This window comes from Cellvibrio sp. KY-YJ-3, assembly GCF_008806955.1.
Taxonomy (GTDB): domain Bacteria; phylum Pseudomonadota; class Gammaproteobacteria; order Pseudomonadales; family Cellvibrionaceae; genus Cellvibrio.
In genome coordinates, this window is sequence record NZ_CP031727.1 from 91,460 (window position 1) to 110,262 (window position 18,803).

General features: G+C 50.3%; 15 protein-coding genes. 9 read left to right on the top strand and 6 right to left on the bottom strand.

Features of this window, described 5'->3' with window-relative positions; genetic code table 11:
- Nucleotides 1–11: 11 nt before the first annotated feature.
- Entirely contained in the window at nt 12–557 is a 546-nt protein-coding gene (gene orn / locus D0B88_RS00410) for an oligoribonuclease (protein WP_151054276.1), read from the bottom strand.
- Between the two features lie 100 nt (nt 558–657).
- Between orn and rsgA the strand changes: the two genes are divergently transcribed.
- The 4 genes from rsgA (at nt 658) to D0B88_RS00430 (ending at nt 5,727) form a co-directional block, all read left to right on the top strand.
- Nucleotides 658–1,677: a small ribosomal subunit biogenesis GTPase RsgA gene (gene rsgA, locus D0B88_RS00415; RefSeq protein WP_151054278.1), complete on the top strand. Its 1,020-nt coding sequence runs from the start codon at nt 658–660 to the stop codon at nt 1,675–1,677.
- A gap of 133 nt (nt 1,678–1,810) precedes the next feature.
- The gene (locus D0B88_RS00420) at nt 1,811–2,635 is read left to right on the top strand and encodes a sulfurtransferase (RefSeq protein ID WP_151054280.1); all 825 of its coding nucleotides are present in this window, start codon (nt 1,811–1,813) and stop codon (nt 2,633–2,635) included.
- Between the two features lie 172 nt (nt 2,636–2,807).
- The gene (locus D0B88_RS00425; RefSeq protein ID WP_151054282.1) at nt 2,808–4,346 is read left to right on the top strand and encodes a DUF3369 domain-containing protein; all 1,539 of its coding nucleotides are present in this window, start codon (nt 2,808–2,810) and stop codon (nt 4,344–4,346) included.
- 16 nt (nt 4,347–4,362) lie between these two features.
- Nucleotides 4,363–5,727, top strand: a complete 1,365-nt coding sequence (locus D0B88_RS00430) for a sensor histidine kinase (protein WP_151054284.1) — start codon at nt 4,363–4,365, stop codon at nt 5,725–5,727.
- Between the two features lie 5 nt (nt 5,728–5,732).
- On the opposite strand, the gene D0B88_RS00435 is transcribed toward D0B88_RS00430, so the two are convergent.
- Nucleotides 5,733–7,214, bottom strand: coding sequence for an FAD-binding oxidoreductase (locus D0B88_RS00435; RefSeq protein WP_225318469.1), 1,482 nt, complete (start codon nt 7,212–7,214; stop codon nt 5,733–5,735).
- Between the two features lie 207 nt (nt 7,215–7,421).
- Between D0B88_RS00435 and D0B88_RS00440 the strand changes: the two genes are divergently transcribed.
- Genes D0B88_RS00440 through D0B88_RS00460 form a run of 5 tightly spaced genes read left to right on the top strand, consistent with a single transcriptional unit; the run spans nt 7,422 to nt 11,952 of the window.
- Nucleotides 7,422–8,621 carry a DnaT-like ssDNA-binding domain-containing protein gene (locus D0B88_RS00440; protein WP_151054286.1) on the top strand — a complete coding sequence of 400 codons (1,200 nt, stop codon included), beginning with the start codon at nt 7,422–7,424 and terminating at the stop codon, nt 8,619–8,621.
- Entirely contained in the window at nt 8,533–9,210 is a 678-nt protein-coding gene (locus D0B88_RS00445) for a replication protein P (protein WP_050977096.1), read from the top strand. Before D0B88_RS00440 ends, D0B88_RS00445 begins: the two co-directional genes overlap by 89 nt.
- Nucleotides 9,211–9,246: 36 nt before the next feature.
- Complete coding sequence (locus tag D0B88_RS00450; protein WP_007644615.1) at nt 9,247–10,047, top strand: glucosaminidase domain-containing protein; 801 nt, start codon at nt 9,247–9,249, stop codon at nt 10,045–10,047.
- Between the two features lie 50 nt (nt 10,048–10,097).
- On the top strand, nt 10,098–10,670 hold the full coding sequence (locus D0B88_RS00455) for an outer membrane beta-barrel protein (RefSeq protein WP_151054288.1): 573 nt from the start codon (nt 10,098–10,100) through the stop codon (nt 10,668–10,670).
- Nucleotides 10,660–11,952 carry a hypothetical protein gene (locus D0B88_RS00460; protein WP_151054290.1) on the top strand — a complete coding sequence of 431 codons (1,293 nt, stop codon included), beginning with the start codon at nt 10,660–10,662 and terminating at the stop codon, nt 11,950–11,952. The genes D0B88_RS00455 and D0B88_RS00460 overlap by 11 nt, the downstream gene beginning before the upstream one ends.
- Nucleotides 11,953–12,035: 83 nt before the next feature.
- Here D0B88_RS00460 and D0B88_RS00465 read toward each other — a convergent pair whose 3' ends face one another.
- From D0B88_RS00465 to parC, 4 genes are all read right to left on the bottom strand, one after another.
- Nucleotides 12,036–15,026: a hypothetical protein gene (locus tag D0B88_RS00465; RefSeq protein ID WP_151054292.1), complete on the bottom strand. Its 2,991-nt coding sequence runs from the start codon at nt 15,024–15,026 to the stop codon at nt 12,036–12,038.
- A gap of 57 nt (nt 15,027–15,083) precedes the next feature.
- Entirely contained in the window at nt 15,084–16,154 is a 1,071-nt protein-coding gene (locus tag D0B88_RS00470; RefSeq protein ID WP_151054294.1) for a polysaccharide deacetylase family protein, read from the bottom strand.
- Between the two features lie 13 nt (nt 16,155–16,167).
- Nucleotides 16,168–16,440, bottom strand: coding sequence for a PilZ domain-containing protein (locus tag D0B88_RS00475; RefSeq protein ID WP_007644601.1), 273 nt, complete (start codon nt 16,438–16,440; stop codon nt 16,168–16,170).
- 76 nt (nt 16,441–16,516) lie between these two features.
- Nucleotides 16,517–18,775, bottom strand: coding sequence for a DNA topoisomerase IV subunit A (gene parC, locus D0B88_RS00480; RefSeq protein WP_151054296.1), 2,259 nt, complete (start codon nt 18,773–18,775; stop codon nt 16,517–16,519).
- Between the last annotated feature and the right edge of the window lie 28 nt (nt 18,776–18,803).

The window sequence follows — 18,803 nt, forward strand, 5'->3', positions numbered from 1 at the left end:
AAATAGAAAACCTACTCCATCTTAAAAAACGTAGCCCGATAATGCTGCAACTCTGCAATCGAATCCTTAATATCATCCAACGCTAAATGTGCACCGGATTTTTTCACGCCGGCAATCACATCCGGTCTCCAGCGGCGGGCTAATTCTTTTACGGTGCTGACATCCAGATTTCGGTAGTGGAAATAATCTTCCAGCTTGGGCATGCCGCGCACTAAAAAGCGGCGGTCCTGGCAGATGGAGTTGCCGCTGATGGGTGATTTGCCTTTGGGTACCCATTGCTCCAAGAATTTAATGGTCTCGGCTTCGGCTTGTTCAATACTGATTTTACTCTCGCGCACGCGCTGGGTAAGGCCGGATTTACCGTGTTGGTTGGTGTTCCATTCATCCATATTTAACATGATGCTGTCAGGCTGATGGATGGCGAATACGGGGCCTTCGGCGAGGATGTTGAGATCGGCGTCGGTGACGATGGTGGCGATTTCGATAATCACGTCGGTATCCGGGTTGAGGCCGGTCATTTCCAGATCGATCCAGATCAGGTTGTTTTCATTCAGCATGGGTTTTTCCTCGGTAAATAGGGCACAATTGCCGCGCAGCTTAAAGTAATAAATCAGTCTAGCCAAACATCACCCACCTCACAGGCAAGTTCACCAACGCATGACCAAACGCAAATTGACTCGCCGCCAGCAATGGCGCATCGACAAAATCCAGGACGAACGCACCGCCCGCGTGGCGAAACGCGACAAAGTCACCGATGAACAAATGCACGAGAACGATTTGGGGCCTGAGCAGCTGGGTTTGATCATCACCCACTACGGCACCCAAGTGGTGGTAGAGGCAACTGAAGGTGAACAAGCGGGGCAGCACCAGCGCTGCCATTTCCGCAGTAACCTCGGCTCTTTAGTGACCGGCGACAGAGTGGTATGGCGCACCGGTAACCCTATGGGTGTGGTGGTGGCGGTAATGCCGCGCGATTCCGCACTGCAACGCCCCGACCCGCACGGCGATATGAAAACCGTGGCCGCCAATATCGATCGCATTATGATTGTGGTCGCCCCCTACCCCGAACCCCACGCGAATTTGATTGACCGCTATCTGGTCGCCGCCAATGCCATCGATATAGAACCGGTGCTAGTGATCAATAAAATCGACCGCATCGATGACAGCACCCGCGAAAAAGTCACTTATTTGGAAACCACTTATCGCAAGCTGGGTTATACGGTGTTGATGGTATCCACCAAAACCGAACATGGGCTGGATGAACTGCGCAATTACCTTGCCGATTACACCAGCGTATTTGTGGGGCAATCAGGTGTGGGTAAATCGTCGCTGGTGAATGCGCTGTTGCCAGAATCGAACTTACGCGTGGGTGATTTGTCGGAAAGACAACAGGGAACCCATACCACCACCAGCGCCACACTCTTGCACTTCCCCGGTGGCGGCCATTTGATCGATTCGCCCGGTATCCGCGAATTTGGTTTGTGGCATATGGAGGAAGATGAGGTGCTGGAAGGGTTTATTGAGTTCAAGCCTTTTATCGGCCACTGTAAATTCCGCGATTGCTCGCACCGCCACGAACCTGGCTGCGCGATTTTAAAGGCGCTGGAAGATGGCACAATCAGTGCAACACGTATGGATTCATACCGGTATATTTTGCGTACATTAAACGAGAATTAATCGGCAACCCCACCCCGGCCCGCCCCTTAACGCCCTACCATTTTAAGGGGAGGGCGCCAAAACCCCTCCCCCCTGTCAAGGGGGAGGGGAGGCTGGGAGGGGGATAAATATTATTTTTCCAAAGGAAAACATTATGGCCCTGCCCTTTGTGATTGAACCCACGCAGCTGGCGGCATTGCTGGCGCAGCCCACCAGTAAACTGCTGGTAATTGATATGTGTGTCGAAGCCACCTATTTGCGCGGCCACATTGATGGCGCCGTGCATGTGCCGCCGCAAAAAATCGTTTGTGGCACTGCGCCAGTGCCGGGCAAAATCGCCAGTCTCGAGCAACTCAATCGCCTATTTTCGTTTTTGGGTTTAACCCCCGAAACCCACGTGGTGGTGTATGACGATGAAGGCGGCGGTTGGGCCGGGCGTATGATCTGGACGCTGGACGCTATCGGCCACAAAAACTATTCCTACCTGAATGGTGGCTTGCACGCCTGGATTGCCTCGGGGCAATCGCTCTCAACCGAGGCGCCAGTGGTCACGCCAAGCGAGGTAAAAGTCAAAATTGACCCGCTGGTGGTCATCGAACTGACCGATGTGCTGGGCGAAATGGATCGGGCAGATTTTGTGGTATGGGATGCGCGCAGCCCGGCAGAATTTACCGGCGAACGTATTACGGCGCAAAAAAATGGCCATATTCCCGGGGCGATTAACTGCGAATGGACCAATTTGATGGATCGCAATAATGCGCTGCGCATCCGTACCGATGCGCGCGAATATTTGGCATCGCTTGGTTTAACAGCGGATAAACGAATTATCACCCATTGCCAAAGCCATCACCGCTCCGGCTTTACCTATTTGGTGGGCAAGGCGCTAGGGCTGAATATCCGCGCGTACCACGGCTCCTGGGCTGAGTGGGGCAACCACCCGACTACGCCGGTAGTGCAATCCCAAGCGGTTGCCGTTTAAAAAAACACCCGCCCCTTTTTAAGGGGCGGGTTAGCCCCCTCCTCCCGAAACATCCCCCCCTCTTAATGCTGTGCTACTTTTGTTTAAAGCGAAAACAATTCGTTCATCCTCAGTGATAGTGCGATGAGTTGTTAACGTAAACACAAGAAACGCTAATCAGCAGGATAGGGCCATGAAGTTTCTGAAACCCGCAAGTGCGCAATCCCCCACCAAAAGCGCCGCAGGCAGCCCCTGGAAAGTCGCGATTATTGACGACGAGCAGCAGATTCACGCGGTCACCCAATTGGTGCTGAAAAATACCCGTATCGATGACCTGCCACTGCAGTTCCTCAACGCTTACAGCGCCGAAGAAGGCCTGCGTTTGTTTCAGGATCACCCGGACATCGCCCTGGCATTTATCGATGTGATTATGGAGAGCGACGATGCCGGTTTACAGTTAATCCACAAAATTCGCAACGAGCTGGGCAACCACAGTACCCGCATCGTATTGCGCACCGGCCAGCCCGGCACCGCACCCGAAGAAACCGTGATCCGCACCTATGACATCAACGACTACAAAAGCAAAACCGAACTCACCGACACCAAATTAAAAACCTGCGTCTATTCCTCTATTCGCTCCTACCGCGACATCATTACCATCGAAACCAGCAAGCGCGGCATGCAAAAAGTTATCGCCGCGTCTGACTCCGTATTGCGCAGCCAAACGCTTTATCAATTTGGCAATGCGATTTTGAATCACACCATTCAACTGCTGAACATTAAAACCGCCGAGATGTATTTAATCAGCCAGCATGTGGATTTATTTGGCGATTCAGAAATGATCCTGCTGGCAGCCACTGGTGATGAGGTGAAACTCGATACACATTGGAGCGCAGACATCATGCCCGCCGATGTAAAAAAAATGATTGAGCAGACGCTGGCAGAAAAAAAATCCTACAGCGACGACACTCTTTTTATCGGCTACTACCACACCAATAGCAGCACCGAGAGCGTGCTCTACACACGTTTTCATGAAGCACACGACGCCTTGCAAGATGAAATTCTCACGCTCTTTGCCGCCAACATCACCTTAATTTTTCAAAACCTGCACAACCGCGAGCATATTCAGGAAACCCAAAAAGAATTACTGCTGGTGCTGGGCGATGCCATAGAGCAACGCTCCAAAGAAACCGGCTCCCATGTGCGCCGCGTGGCGCTAATGTGCGAATTGATTGCGCTGAAATTAGGCCAGAGCAGCGAGTACGCAGAAATGCTGAAATACGCTTCACCGCTGCACGATATTGGCAAAATCGGCATTCCCGAAACCATTTTGCACAAACCGGGCAAGCTCGATGACGCCGAGTGGGAAGTGATGAAAACTCACGCGCAAATTGGTTATGAGCTGTTAAAAAATTCCACCCGCACTATCGCCAAAATGGGCGCGCGCATAGCACTGAGCCATCACGAACACTGGGATGGCAATGGCTACCCCGGCGGTTTACAAGGTGAGGCGATTCCGCTGGAGGGGCGCATTGTGGCGATTATTGATGTGATAGACGCCCTCGGCTCCGAGCGTGCTTACAAAAAGCCCTGGCAGGAAAACGACATCATTCAATACATTCGCGAGCGCAGCGGCAAACAATTTGACCCGGCCATTGTTGACGCCGCGCTGGAATTGTTTGAGCACTTCCGAGTGATTCGCCAGAACTTTCCCGATCACCTGCAACACTGAATGGCGCAAATAGACTATGGCTAGAAATCTCTACGAAACATTACTCGATGTATCCAAGTCATCAATGATTGATGCCGGCGATATGCAAAGTGCGGGATTATTAATTCTCACCGCCGCTATTCACGGGCTGGGCATTAATCGCGCAGGAATCTGGTTGCTCAGCGACGACAAACAAGCCATTTGCGGCAAGATGTTAATTGACGGCGACGACTGCAAATTGGATACGGAGTTGTGCCTCGCCCGGCGCGACTTTCCCAATTACTTTGCCAGCTTGGACAGCGAGCGCGCCGTAGTCGCTAACGATGCACAAACCGACCCGAGCACCTGCGAGTTCCGCAGCAGCTATTTAATTCCTCACGGCATCACGTCCATGCTCGATGCGCCGATTCGCCATCGCGGTAATATGCTCGGCATTATTTGCTGTGAACATCAGGGCGAAGCGCGGGTCTGGACCAATGAAGAAATTGCCTTTGTCAGCGCTCTGGCCGACACCTATGGACGCGCGGTAAGTGCGGCGCAGCGCAATGAATACGAACAAAAACTGCAGGACATTAACGATCAACTCGAGCAAAAAATTAATGAGCGCACCGAGGGCTTACAAACGGCGCTGCGCAATTTACATCACACCCAAGCCAAATTAATTGAAAGCGAAAAACTTGCCTCACTTGGGCGCATGGTATCCAGCCTCGCCCACGAAATTAATACACCGCTGGGCATTGCGGTTACATCGTCCAGCCATTGCGCCAGTGAATTAAAACGCGTACAGCAGTTATATCGCGATGAGCAATTAAACGAAGCCGAGTTCGCCCAATTTTTACAATCCATCGACGACGGCCTGCAATTAATTAACCACAACCTCAGCCGCGCTGCCGGGCTGGTGCGCGACTTCAAATTATCTGGCGCCATTCATATTGCCGATGAGCGCGAGGAGTTTGACCTGCGCAGCTGTATTGAACTTTCACTCAAAGGTTTACAGCCGCTGCTGCGCAAAGAGCAGATTAGTTGCGAGCTGGCGCCGGGCGCTGCACTGCCACTCAACAGCTACCCCGGCGCTATCGCCCAAATTGTTACCAACCTGATTACCAACTCCATTCACCACGCATTTGCCCACACCGAGCACAAACAAATTCGCATCGCCTTGGAGCACGGCGCAGAAAAAGTAGCCATTCACTACCACGACAATGGCAGCGGCATTCCAAACGACATTCGCGATAAAATTTTTGAACCCTTTTTCACCACCGCACGCCGCACCGGCGGCTCAGGGTTGGGGCTGTCGATTGTATACAACCTGATCACGCAGAAATTGGGTGGGGAAATTGTTATAGATGAGGATCAAAGCGAGGGGGCCAAGTTTAGTATTGAAATCCCCGCTGCAAGATAATTAATCTATTGTTTAACGAGCACATTATCATTTTCCACATAGACTTTTTCCCAAAGCTGGTTACGAAAACGATACTGGGGGTCAACTGCTTTTTTTAGTGCGAAAAATTCCTGCGAACGTGGATAGGCGGCCATAAACTGGGCAGGAGTTTCATAGACTTGATAAGGCAAGTAATAAGCACCACCTAGTTCAATCGCTGCATCATTCATTGCGCGCGTCCACAGCTCAACCACCTTCTGTGCTTCGCTACTAGTTTCCTGGCGATAATAAACTACAAAAGCAAATACTTCAGTTTTTGCCCAAGCTAATAATGTACCTGGGTCTTGATGGGCATGACGCACTGAAACATTAATGATCGTCGCATCATAGGTCTGAAAAATAGCGCGCATTTTCGGCACAAATTCATCAAATTTTTCTACCGGGACAAAATATTCTCGCAATGCATAAGTAGTAGTTATACGGTTTGCTGGCTCCAATTCACGAACATCGTAACTGGCCTCATAATTACGCCAAACCACTGGGGATGACGTGTAGATGAAGGGATCAATGACATGCTCGCGCAACCAAAGCCCAATATCATAGTCGGCAATCCAATCAACCACCTTTGGCCCCCAATAATATTGGGCATCGCGCGGAATTAAACGTGCCGTTTCGGTTAAGGGCAGCTGGGTGTTGTACCAAGTCACAGAGCGCAATTTTTCGTAAGCTGGGGGGTAAATATCAGCATTGGTAAATACTGCACTGGTATCGTCGCGAATGTGTTCAAAAAAGAACTGCTTGTATTCGCTTACGGGCATAGACAGATCGCGGCGCACCACTTTTTGATTCTCTTCTAGTTGCAAGGTTGCTTCGACAATGACGCCTATACCACCGTAACCGCCAATTGCCGCAAAGAACAACTCTGAATTTTCACTGGGGCTGGCAGTTTTCAATTCACCATTGGCTAAAATCAATTTAATACTTTCAACCGATTTCACTAGCGGCCCTTCACCCACATAGCGCCCATGAACATTGACACTGAGTGAACCCCCTACCGTAAAGTTGGCGTAGGTTTGCATAATTTTGAGCGATAAATTGTACGGATCAATGTAGTCCTGAATATCGCGCCAGCGAATACCAGCCTGCACTGTGATTTGTTTTTTATTTTTATCGAATGCCAGCACTTGCTTAAATTGTCGCATATCAATATGCAGGCTATCGGGATATGCCACTTGCCCGCCCTGACTGTAGCGTCCACCACCGATAGACACTGGCCCTGATGTTTGGGTAATGGCTGTAATAATTTCCTCAGTGGTAGTGGGTGCAATTACCTGTGCTACCCGCACGGGGTTTAGCTGCGTTACGTTGTCGATCCAAAGATTGTCGTACTGCGAATTGTTTTGAGTCTCATCAGCAGAAAGCATCCACATTACGATGACAAGAACACAGCCTAAGAGCAGACAAACTAGCAACCATTTTGACAGGGGGCGTGCAAACATAGATTGCATGAATAATTCCTTGAATATTATGGGGCAAGTACCTTCGTGCAATGAAGTATCAGCGACGGTAATAAGCTTGGGAGTGTAGATGCCAAAGTCATAACAGAACAAGTGTTCAGGAATCCACCACCAAGAGCCGTAACGCTGGCATCTACCACCTCATACGCCTACAATTCCCCCCTTTGCCCAACACTGGTCGCATAGGCCGCGAGCACTATGAGTTCATCGCTATTACCGGAACGCCCCCTGCTGATTTCCCCGTCCCTGGCCGCCACTATCGGGCTAGAGGAGGCGTGTATGTTGTCGATTCTGGGCGATATGGCGACTTACCTGCCGCTGCACCCGGCCAATAATCGCCAGTGGCTGGATATAGACGAGAGTTGGGTGAGCCGGCTGATGCCCTTCTGGACTGACTTTGATGTACAGCGCATCAGCCGCAGCCTGAAAGACAAAGGCATAATCCTGCTCGCCTCCGCACCCTATGTGGACAGCCGCCGCCTGACGCTGGCATTTGATGATGCTGGCACCGCGCCTTTCGCCCAACCTGCGCCCGCTATCGCCCCGATTGCAGCCATGGCCCCGGTGATCAATAGCGGTGCGACGCTGATATCGCCCAACTGGCAACCGGATCAGGAATTGCTGCGTCAAATTGCCCAGTACAATATCCCGCTCGATTTTGTGCGATTGCAGGTGCCCGAGTTTGTGACCTACTGGCGCGAGCGCGGTGAGACCAATCACTCCTGGGGCGCCAAGTTTTTAAAAGATTTGCTGCATAAATGGCGCAATTACGAGACCCAAATCGCCCGCCAGCAACGTGAAGAACAGGAGCGCAACAGTCGCGACCGCGATACCGAGTTCCTCCAGCGCGATCTGGAAACCGCTATGCACAGCCAATGGCGCCCGAGTAAGGATGCGCTGGAAGTGCTGGTCAAACACGCCAACATCAGCCTCGCGTTTGTGGAGGATTCCATCCCCGAGTTTGTGGTTTATTGGCAGGAGCGCGGCGATGTAGGGCGCACCTGGAACAGCAAGTTTATCCAGCATGTGAAACGCCAGTGGCAGCGTTACCACTCGGCGCTGGAACACGACACCGAACCCAAGCGTATTCCCGAGAACTGGAACCCCAGTAAAGATGTCTATGACGTTTTGAAACTGGCCAATATCGATTTGAAATTTGCGCAGCAGCAGGTGGCAGAGTTTGTTTTATTCTGGCGCGACAGCAATCAGGTCTACGCCAGCTGGAACACCAAGTTTTTGCAACACGTGAAATACCACTGGGCCAAACAACACGCCCTGGCAACCGTTAATTCGCAGCAGGTTAATCCAAATGCAGGACAGCAATTCGCTAATCAACCAGGTCGCACACGAGATAGCAGCCTCGCACAACAGCTCAACGACCGCAGCTGGGCAAGCTGACCGGCGCAGTGAGCAGGCGACACCGACGGATGCGCATATCGATGCGATCAATCAGGTATTTGCCCTGTTTCGCATCAACTATCACAACCAGTATTACGCGGCCTTTAAAGACAATGAACTGCTCAATCAGGCGCGCCGCCTGTGGCTTAATTCACTCGCGCAGTTTGCGCCGGAAACTATTTTGCGCGGCGCACGCCGGGTGATTGAGGAGTCGGAATACCTGCCCACCCTCAACCGCATGATTCGCGCCTGCCAGGGCGACCCGGAAAAGTTTGGCCTGCTCGACGCCCATGCCGCCTATGTGGAAGCTTGCCGCGCGCCCAGCCCGAAAGCCGCGCACAACTGGAGCCACGCGGCGGTGTATCACGCGGGTTGCGCTAGCGATTGGTATTTTTTGATGACCAATGCCGAGAAAGTCGCGTTCCCGATTTTTGAACGCCACTATTTAAAATTGTGTGAGCGCGTGATGAATGGCGCCGAGCTGCCTGCACCCAATGTGCAGCTGCTGCCTGAAACCATAGAGACGCCACTCAGCAAAGAGGAAAACCTCAAGCGCATGGAAGACCTGCGCAAACAGCTCGACTTATAACCCTCTTTTTCTGTTCACTTTTGGTAGCCCCCCGCTATGAATAAACATGCTTCACAATGGTTGCTAGGTTTTGCGTTTGCAGCCTTTCCACTGATCACCCTATTCCTGGTTTTGGTACTGGCCAGTGTTTCACCGCAACAATTTTTTACAGCAATGGATGACGATGAGCTAACCAGCAATACTCTGTTACCCGACTTTGCCGCCATCGAACAAACACCTGAGCGCAAAGCCCAGTTTTTAGACATGCTGCGCCCGTTGATCGATGAAAAAAATGCCAAATTATTAAAATCGCGCGAGCGTTTACTAAAAATCAAAAATGAATGGGATACAAAACAAACGGTCACTGGTGTAAATAAACGCAACCTGGAAAAGCTGCGTGAGAAATTCCACGTCACCTACAAAACCTACCCGGAAGATGCGCGCGCTATAGAAATTCTGCTGTTGCGCGTGGACGTGATTCCACCGGCCATGGTGCTGGCACAAGCGGCGGTGGAGTCCGGCTGGGGCACCTCACGGTTTGCCGAGGAAGCACACAATTTGTTTGGTCACTGGTGCTACACCCCGGGCTGCGGCTTGGTGCCAAGCCGTCGCGCCGCCAACGCCAAACACGAAGTTAAGAAATTTAACAATGTTGAAGAGTCGCTTACGGCATACTTCAATAACATTAATACCCACAACGCCTATCGCCCATGGCGTCAGCTGCGCGCACAGTTGCGCCACGACGAAGCGCAGTTTACCGGTAGCACCATGGTGGCGGAGCTGGGCAAATATTCCAGCCGTGGCCCGGCTTATATTCACGAATTGCGCACCGTAATACGCGCCAACAACCTGGAATAAAGACGATACCCAAATAACAAACACCAACTTTCACCCAGCAAGGATTACTTATGTGCAAACGATTGGTTACTTCACTCTGCGCCCTGGCACTGGCCAGCAGTGCCGGCGCTTTTGCCCAAGGGCAAACACCGGATGGATTGCCCTTGGCCTACCATCTCTCCGGTCAGGCGACCTACACCAAAATCAAAGCCTCGGGTGAAAGCTTTTCACCCAGCCTGTTTCAATTTCGCGCCGATGTTGAAGTCACCAACGGCATGCTTGATGGTATTGGTTTACAAGGTATGTTTGGCGTGCCAATGAGCAATGATGAAAAAAATGACATGACGCTGGATATTAAACAGCAGAGCGCCGCTTACATCACCCTAAGCAACCCCGACTACGAACCTGGCGATTTACGTGTAGTGATTCTGTTGGGTTATGCCGCTACCGAATTGGAAACACACTTGCCGAGCCTTGGCGATAAACAACAAGATACTTTCAGCGGTTTTAGCTACGGTTTTTCGCTGCAGGATCGTGTAGTGGAAGGCAAAAATTATTATTGGGCGCTCGATTGCGCCCGCTACTTTAAAGACGACAACCTGAGCATTGATGGCTGCGGCCTGGGAGTTTCCTATGCGTTCTAAAGGATTACATTATTCATGTGCACTGCTATTAAGTGTGGGTGCGCTGGGCATAAGCGGCTGTGGCGGCGGTGATGGCGACAGCGCACGTATCGCCCAAACCGTGGATGCCAGTAAAAACGGTGTTACCAGTATCGAATTGGAAGACAACGACGGTTACGCGCATTTCAAAGGCACGCTGCAATTAAACCTGATTGGTCGCAATAGTGAAAACGTCGCCACCAACCTCAACACCCAAGCGACCTGGAAACTCAGCGACAAAACCTTGGGTAGTATCAAAAATGGTTTGTTTACTGCCTCGGGTAAATCCGGTGAGCTGATTGCAACGGTGGAATATGCGGGGCTGAGCGAGACCCAAAATATTATTGTCTCCGACGCCAACCTGGTGAGCATTAGCGTTACTCCCGCCAGCAGCTCTGTCGATGAATGTAAAAATGCCAGCTTCACCGGCAGTGCATTATTTGATAATGGCTTAACACTGGAATATCCACTGATATGGGCAGTCACCGAAGGCGTCACTCTCGCGCAGTTTAGCAATACCACCAAAGGTGAGTTAAGCACCAAAAATAGTGGCGTGGTGAGCATTGTGGCGCACGCTGAAAATAACAACGGCGAGCTCATCAGCTCCACGCCGCTCAGTTTTCCTATCAACGACACCTTAGTGAGTTTGGCGCTGGTATCTGACAAAGAACTGGAAATGCGTGAAGGTGAGTCCGCCACTGTCACCATCACTGGCACTTACACTAATAACAGCACTGCCGTTATTACCAGTAACAGTACGTTGGCCGCCGATCCAAGTGCGTCATTGACCATTGATGGCGCAAAAATTACTGCCAAAAACGGTAGCTATGCCGGAACAGACCTCACCCTCACGGGCGCTTGCGGCGGTGAAACGGATGAACTGGCGCTGGTCATTCTGAAAAAACAACTCAAGTCAGTTGAGATCAAAAACAGCAATGGTGGCACCGAAAATCTCTCCGTCACTGAAGGCAGCAATCTGGAATTGAATATCACCGCCACCTTTGCCGATGACACCACCGATAGCAATTATGATTACAACTTGACTTGGTCGATTGTGGATTCCAAATCCGATGATTATGAAGATGACCTGATCACGCTGGATCAAACCGGAAAATTATCGGTAAGCTCTGAATTGGATCTTGCCCTTAATCAACAACTCAACCTGGTAGTCCGTGCGGAAGTTCGCGATGAGGATGACCGAATTGCAACCAATGCCCAAGGCCAGCAATTGGTGGATGAAATTAATATTGTTGTGCGACCATAATTGGTTGCACTCACCCAGCCCAATAAAAAAACGCGCCAAAAACGGCGCGTTTTTTATTGGATATTGCGCTGCATTAGGCTTGGCTAAGGCAGTGTGATATCAAAAGGCACAAATAATTCTTCGCTCTCACTGGTGTATTCAATTTCAAAACGCGCAGGCAGCTCACTGATTTCCAGCGTAAGCTGTGGGTCGCCAAATATAGAAGAATATTGCGCGGGTTGACTGATAAGCGCATTGGCATGATTGAACGCTTTTAACCCTATCACCTCTTCGTAACTGCCCTGCACCGCAAAAACCAAACGCCCGCTTTTCCATTCAATTAATTCCACGCTGGATTTAGGGCCACTCCAAATCGGTCCCAACACAAAAGGCAGAGTTGCCGTTTGTAAGCGTTTGGGTTGATAAAAACGCAGCTCACCCTGTACCTGACGAATATTGTCGACGCGTACGTCGGCCGCCTTGAGCGAAAAATCAGACCTCAACCAAGGTGTTTTTTCATCCGGCTGGTAAACACCATTACTGGTTATGCCGCCCTGCCGCTCAAAATATAAAGGCACTGATTTATTTACCGGGAAAATTTTTCCATCGGCATCGGCCAACTGTTTGATAAATAATTGCGCTGCACCGATTTGTCCATACAGTGGCAATGCAAGGTCAGTGTAAGCCGCACCTTCAACCGATAAACCAAAACTGTTACTGCTGCGCACATCGTTAATGGCCAGCTCCACCGGCGCAGCTGTGGCACGCGCTTTCGGTGGATAAAAAGGGAACTCATCAATTTGTGGCGCCTGTGCCAACAGCAATTGCTCAAAACCTTTATCGCCAAAGGGCGGCGGAAATTCCTTGTCCATAAAAAATGCTTTAGCGGGCGGTGTTAGTTGGTTTAATTCAAATTCATAACGCTGGTTTTCTATGGCGCTGGCAACAATCACCTCCGCCTTGGCAACGGTGCCTTTGAAATCCAGACTGGCGGATTTACCCGACCCAAAAAATATACCGCTACGCATCCCACTGCTTGATGAGAGCGGTTTGTTTGTCGCGTTTAATGCATTGACTTGTAACAACTGTTGGGTGTTGCCGCTGGTTTCAAAACTGAGTGCACTGGCGCCCGCTGTTTTGAATCGAACGCGAGTGCCGTACAAATCGATCGACTTTCCGGCTAGCGGCGCATCAATAATTTTTGTCTCTACCGCTATGGGTAAGTGGTAATCGATATAACCTTTAATGCGTGCCACTTGCGCAAAGTTCACCCCCGCGGCTAATTCAATTATTTTCTCGCCAATTAATGCACGGCCCGGCACCAATTTGCCATCTTCAAACCGGCTCGTGGCGTAACTATTAGTAATTGCCTCAGGGGCACGCTGATCGGTTTCTCCGCAACCCGGTGCGGACAATAAAGAATTACCCTGTTGATCCACCACATCCGTAATCACCAGAAATGCAGGACTGCTTTCATTGCCAAGGTTCGGCAAGTCATAAGCCTTTACACCCAACTTAATCTGTATGCGCTGATTTTTTAGTGCCAAGGATTCAACACCCAACCCAAAGGGGCCAGTTGTGGTTTTATATATTCCATCCATGAAATCATCTTTTGGCACAAACGATGTGAGCTGTTCGCGGCGCGCGGGAGCAAACGCCGCCGGATTTTCATCAATCACATCCTGCTGTGCAACCGTAGGCTGATCCATCCCGACGGAAAAACTAAAGAGTGAGCGAAACCAGATAGCGACTTCATCTTTTATATGTTGATCAAAACGAATTGATGCCTGCAATTGTTTAGTGCTGCGGCTCAATTGCAAACGATCATAAATGGCGACAACCTCCGGCCAATCCTGTGCGATTTTTTTGCGTGTTTCATCAAGCCGGGTTTGTAACGCGGTATGAGTGTTATTAATAAACTCAGCGTCGCCACTGATTAAGCTTAGGCTTAGCGTCATACCTTGGGCCACAACATCAGGTTCGACATCAACATATACTTCGCTCACTGCTTCCATTTCATCAGCCAGTTTTCCCAAGCTGTATTGCACCATACCCGACTTATCAGCCTGCCAACGCGCAGGAGAAAAAATAACAAGGGAGAATAATTTTCCACCCAAGGAGTTTTGCCATTGCGCAAGATCCACCGCCGCCCCTGCGGCATTTTTTAAGCGCAGTGCAATACGTTTTACCGCCTCTGGCGAACCGATTAATAACTGACCTTGAGTAAACTGCGCAAGCATGGGCTCACCTTTAGCACAGGTGGTTTTATCCAGTGGCGCAAACCAAATGCCATCAGCATCTTGTTTGTCTATGCCGTATTGCTCATCGAGCCAGCGGGATATTTTGTCCGGTGAAAAATTACCGCGCGCGATAACTGCAACTTCCATCTTATCCGCAACAAAAGCAGCCGCATAAAGTTGCGTGGCCTGTTGTTGGATATGAATGCCCGAACGCTCCATGCTGCTCCACATATCGGCATCCACGCCGGGAAGGTTTTGCAATTGTCCTGCCTCCGCCAGTGAAGGATCGAGTGTGCGCATCAGTTCAATATCTACACGCGCAAGGGCGAGCAATTGCGGATCGGCCATTGCCGCCAGCAAGGTTTTTTCTTCTTTACTGACGGCGGAAAATAACCAGCGATTTAAATAACCCTGCTGCCAAACAATCGCCGCACTGACCACTACTACCAACAAACAGGCCACAAGGCCGATTATCAATTTACGAAATTTTAGTTTAGGCAGTGTGGCTGAAACGGCTGACTGAGTTGCAACTGGATGATCAGAGGAATCCGAATGGGCAACACTGGATTCTGAGTCGGTAGTATTGGAAATTGATGGCGATTCAGTAACCGGAGGTGTTGGCTCAACCGCAGTTTCGTCGACGATTGTTAACACCGCCCCCGCAGTGGCAAATGCATTTTTCCATTGGGTTGCGCGCGCAAAATTATCAACCCGTTTAATAACACGCTCTGTGCCGCTAAATAATAATTGCTCAATACGCGCTGGTGATTGTTTTAACAGCAGTGCCAGTTTTGCGATAACATCCGCGCGAACAGCACCCTCACCTAATTCGCCACGAAAGACTAATTTGTACATATCAGATCCTTAATAATTCACACACTTTGAAGTTATTGTTATATTTTTTGGCGAGCGTTAATCGCGATAAGTCCAATTGCCCTGCTTGTCGGTTACCAACCATTGCTGGGTGTACCAGTAAAACCGCCCTTTTTCGCCCGTGTACGCCGTGCAGTTATAGCGGGTGCGCCCCGAAGGTAAAGGTTTGTTCGGTTGCACCCACACTTTGTTGTCGATCACCTCAGTAACAATTGCCCCTTGGCCGGAGGCAAAACAATTTATTTTTTTCAGCAGACTGGCATCGGCCAGCGTTAACACCAACCAAGGTTTTTCACCTTGGCGCACAATTAAATTGTCAGCTTTCTTTTTGTTATCTGCATAAAATTCCACCCGGGAAACAGGCATAGGTTTGGCATTCACCTTGAGAATAAAATCATCCAAATCACTAAAGCTGCCGCCAAACGGAAACCGCGGCACCGCCTGTAAATCGCCCTCACTATACAGCGCACCTGACTGCTGCCCAAATGCGATATAGCCTAATTTTTTCGCGATGCGCTGTACCTCGGTATCGTATTCACCAAAGGGGTAAGCCAGAATCATCGGCGCCGAGCCAATTTCCGTTTTTATTGTTTGCTGGGCATTATTAATTTCTTGTGTGATACGTTCACGCCATTGTGCAGCGGACTCACCGCTTTCACGTCGGGGTAAATGTGTATGGCTGCTACTGTGGTTGGCGATAGTCGCACCCGCCTGTGCCATTTCGCGCAATTGGTCCCAGGTTACAAATACCTTACCTGTGCCCACCGCATCGGTGTTGACAAAAAAAGTAAACGGCCAGCCGCGTTTTTGTAAGCGCGGAAAAGCCGACTCATAAACTGATACATAGGAGTCATCAAAACTGATCGCCACCGTTTTATCGGGTAGCGGTTCGCCTTTGCGCAGTTTTTCGGTCAGCTCTAACAGCGGCACTACTGCAAAATTATTTTTCTCCAAATAATCCATCTGCGCTTCAAAGGCCGCGGGGCTAATGCTGGTGGACTTGGGTGTTTTATCGCTGACGTGGTGATACAAAAGCACCACGGCTGCTGATGCCGGTAACGCCAGTGAAGTCATTGCAGCCAGGAAGAATATACGAATTAAATAAGCCATTGTTTAAACCGGATTAGTCCTCTTGTACAAAACGCAAACCAACCCCGGCGGGTTCTACCCGCACCACCTCCATTTCCAATACCGGTGCATCATCCATCAAGCCCTGCACCTGACCGGTGAGGCGCGTGCCAATCGGCGGAATCTGCTCGGGCTCCAGCACTAAAAAAACGCCACCATCCGAAATGTCGCGGGTTTTTACCTGTAGCTCGCCAATCGATTCATGTTGAATTTTAATGCGACAGCTAAACGCAGTGCGCACGTATCGACGTTGATCTTTATCGCTCATAACTATTCCTGCATTATTGTTTTACCGTTTTTTCCAGACAAAAATAAAGGCGGAATACCGCCTTTATTTGCTCACTTTATTTATCTGTCACTTCGGCCTTATCCACTTTTTGGAAACCGCGCGGCAACTTATTACCACGACGTCCCCGCTCACCTTTGTAATGCTCAAGGTCAGCCGCTTTCAAGGTGATAAAACGTTTACCCGAATGCAGCGTTAACAATTGCCCCGGATGAATGACTGCCAGCGCCACCACAAATTCTTCGCGGCTTTGCACTTTTGCCGAGGGAATATTCATGATTTTATTGCCCTTGCCTTTGGCGAGTTCCGGCAATTCGGTCACCGGGAATACCAACAGACGGCCATCATTGCTTACCGCCGCCAACTGCACCTGTTCGGGTGAATTAATTAATTGCGGTGGTAAAACTTGTGCGCCTTCCGGCAAGGTCAGCAGTGCTTTACCTGCTTTATTTTTACTGGTGAGATCTTCCAATTTGGCAACGAAACCATAACCAGCATCCGATGCAATAAGCACACGCTGACTGTCGGCGCCCATTAGGGCCCCCTCAAAAGTCGCCCCACTGGGTGGGCTGATACGACCGCTCAGTGGTTCGCCCTGACCGCGCGCGGAAGGCAAATTGTGCGCGGGCACCGAATAACTGCGACCAGTAGAATCAATTAAAATCACCTGCTGGTTACTCTTACCCTGTACCGCAAATTTAAAACTGTCGCCCGCTTTATAACTCAAACCGGTTGGATCTATATCGTGGCCCTTGGCAGCACGAATCCAACCTTTATCCGAAATCACTACAGTAACAGGGTCGACACTGAGCAATTCGGTTTCGCTCAAGGCTTGCGCTTCAGCGCGCGCTACAATCGGTGAGCGACGTTCATCGCCAAACGCCTCGGCAATTTGCAGCAGTTCTTTGCGCACCAGATTTTTTAACTTCACGGCGGACTCAAGAATTTTTTGCAAGCCATCGCGCTCTTTTTCCAGCACGGTTTTTTCTTCCAGAATTTTCATTTCTTCCAAACGCGCCAATTGGCGCAATTTGGTTTCCAGAATATATTCCGCTTGCATTTCAATTAAATTGAAACGCTCCATCAATACCGGCTTGGGGTTGTCCTCTTCGCGAATAATACGAATCACTTCATCGACATTGAGAAACACCACCATCAAGGCGGCCAAACGCAGCAAGCGCTCTTCCACTTTCTCCAAGCGATATTGCAAACGGCGGCGAGTCGTAACCGTTCTGAAACTGAGCCATTCACTCAAAATTTTGGTAAGCGATTTCACCGCCGGGCGGCCATCGATACCAATCATGTTCATGTTGACGCGATAGGTGCGTTCAAGCTCAGTGGTGGCAAATAAATGCTGCATCACCTGCTCCAGATCAACACGATTGGAGCGCGGAATAATCACTAAGCGGGTAGGATTTTCATGGTCGGATTCATCGCGTAAATCGGCGACCATCGGCAATTTTTTCGCCTGCATTTGCGCAGCGATTTGCTCCAGGATTTTTGCCCCACTCACTTGGTGTGGCAGCGCAGTGATAATGATATCGCCCGACTCTTCATCTTTTTGCCAGACCGCGCGCATGCGCACACTGCCGCGCCCGGTTTCGTACATTTTGATCAGCTCTTCGCGCGGAGAAATAATTTCCGCTTCGGTGGGCATATCGGGGCCGAGAATATGCTGGCACAAATCGTTGACCGTCGCCTGCGGATTGTCGAGCAAGTGCACACAGGCATTAACCACTTCGCGCAAATTGTGCGGCGGAATATCCGTCGCCATACCCACCGCAATACCGGTAGTGCCGTTCAATAACACATTGGGCACGCGTGCGGGTAATACGATAGGTTCTTCAAGTGTTCCGTCAAAGTTGGGCTGCCAATCCACCGTGCCCTGCCCCAACTCTTCCAGCAAGACTTCGCTGTATTTGGTGAGGCGCGATTCGGTATAACGCATCGCGGCGAAAGATTTGGGGTCGTCAGGTGAACCCCAGTTGCCCTGGCCATCCACCAGCGTATAGCGATAGGAAAATGGCTGCGCCATTAATACCATCGCTTCATAGGATGCTGAATCACCGTGCGGGTGGAATTTACCGATCACATCACCCACGGTGCGCGCGGACTTTTTATATTTGGCGCTGGCTTTTAAACCCAGTTCACTCATCGCATACACAATGCGGCGCTGTACCGGTTTAAGACCGTCGCCAATATGTGGCAGAGCGCGGTCGAGAATTACATACATGGAATAATCGAGATAGGCTTTCTCGGTGTAATCTTTCAGCGCGATGCGTTCATCGGCTTCGGGCAATACAATTTCGTCAGTCATTGAAGATCCTGAAAATACAAAATTCAGT